Genomic DNA, 1,208 nt, shown 5'->3' with positions numbered 1-1,208 from the left:
GGCTTTTCCACAGGTAGCCCATTCTGTAGGAATACCGACAAATGATTTGTCTTCAGCAGTAGCGGCTGTAATAGCAGGAGCATACATGGCATATAACAATATAAGTCTTAATGACGACTATGTGAAACCTATGGCAAATCAGTTCAAGGCTCATCTTGAAAACAGCGGATTTTTTGACGGAATGAGCAACAGGGAGAAAAAAAGTATGTACGACCAGATGGTTATGGTTGGAATGACTTTAGCTGTGGGACAGTCATTAAATCAGAGTAATCCAAACTCACAGACTACAGCTCAATTAAGGGAGGCAGGAAAACAAATACTTGAAGCTATTTTAAAAGTGGATGCTGATAGAGTCCGTATAACAGCTCAAGGAATATCTTATTAATACGGAGGGGACTGAAATGAATTCAATTATTGCATTAGTATATCTTTCAGTTGCTGTTATATTAATCGTTTTTGGTGTGAAACAAATAAAAAACAGAAAAAATCTTCGCAAAATTAATCAAAAACAGGAAGATGAGGTTAAAGAGAAAATAAAACTTGGAATTTTATCAGCTGATACAGTTTACCGTGAAAGAACAGAAACAGGAAGAGTATTTTATGAAGTGCCTGAAAATCTGAAAAAAGCAGTTGTTCTAAATCTTATTTGCTTTGCCATAATGCTAATATTAATATTTCTGGGAATAAAAATTGGAATATTGCTTTTAATAGTCTGTGCTGTAATAAGTATGATATACGGATATAAATATTATTATTCAAAAGAAAAAACAAAAAATACACTTGAAATAATAAATGAAGACTTTTATTTAAATGGAAAATTATTGGATATAAAGGGCTATAACTGGGGTACTGAATTATTTCCCCTGTTTGGCTCCCGAATAATCAGACTTAAATCCCATATTTATCTTCTTGATGGCAAAAAGGAAATCTGTTTTGTACCTGAAAGACAGTTAAAAAGATCTCAAATAGATATAATAATAGAAGATGACAGAATTTCTAAAATTATAGATGATATTATTGATGTAATCCAGAAAAGACAGATTCCAAAAGTAAAATTCAAACTTTTTAAAATGAAAAAAATGCAGAGCATACTTCTTTTTTTACTTTTTATATCAATTGTGATACTTGTTTCTTTGTATAAAAGCAAAGCATATATGTATTTATTTTAATAAAATAAGAAATAGCTGATGAAATTTTGGACAGTTAAA

2 protein-coding genes are annotated in these 1,208 nt (G+C 30.6%); both read left to right on the top strand.

Annotated features, from left to right (window positions below):
• Nucleotides 1-385, top strand: a 385-nt coding sequence (locus Q0370_RS01820) for a DUF6683 family protein (protein ID WP_367270807.1), incomplete at its 5' end; no start/stop codon positions are given.
• 16 nt (nucleotides 386-401) lie between these two features.
• Nucleotides 402-1,169 (top strand): hypothetical protein, encoded by a 768-nt coding sequence (locus Q0370_RS01815; RefSeq protein WP_299571313.1) that lies wholly within the window; start codon nucleotides 402-404, stop codon nucleotides 1,167-1,169.
• Nucleotides 1,170-1,208: the final 39 nt, after the last annotated feature.

The sequence above is a fragment of the uncultured Leptotrichia sp. genome (assembly GCF_938036635.1).
GTDB lineage: Bacteria > Fusobacteriota > Fusobacteriia > Fusobacteriales > Leptotrichiaceae > Leptotrichia > Leptotrichia hongkongensis.
This window is presented reverse-complemented; position numbering and strand designations above follow the sequence as displayed.

Coding starts and splice junctions, on each gene's coding strand:
- Q0370_RS01815 (WP_299571313.1), top strand. CDS start 402: ATGAATTCAATTATTGCATTAGTATATCTTTCAGTTGCTGTTATATTA.